Raw genomic sequence first — 336 nt, forward strand, 5'->3', positions numbered from 1 at the left:
GCAAACATCGCCGCAGCGCGGCTGCGCTCGTCTACGACGCCAATGGCGGCGATCCCGCGCCGCGCGTGATCGCGAAGGGCTACGGCATGCTTGCCGACATGATCGTGCAGCGCGCGAAGGAAGCCGGGCTGTACGTGCATGAAGCGCCCGAAATGGTCTCGCTGCTGATGCAGGTGGACCTCGACGCGCGCATTCCGCCGCAGCTTTATCAGGCGGTCGCCGAATTGCTGGCGTGGCTGCATCGACTGGAAAGCGGAGCGGAGCGCGAGCCGCCGCAGGCCGCGTCGGCCGGCGCGAAGAGCGGTGTGGAGGATGTCACCGATGTTGTTGCGGTCG

Annotated in this window: 1 protein-coding gene; it reads left to right on the plus strand. The window is 67.6% G+C overall.

What is annotated here, in order from left to right; translation table 11 throughout:
- Positions 1–336: EscU/YscU/HrcU family type III secretion system export apparatus switch protein (locus SB822_RS55710; protein WP_410858927.1), on the plus strand; the 336-nt coding region annotated here is incomplete at both ends.

Source organism: Paraburkholderia sp. SIMBA_054, assembly GCF_046534875.1.
Taxonomy (GTDB): domain Bacteria; phylum Pseudomonadota; class Gammaproteobacteria; order Burkholderiales; family Burkholderiaceae; genus Paraburkholderia; species Paraburkholderia hospita.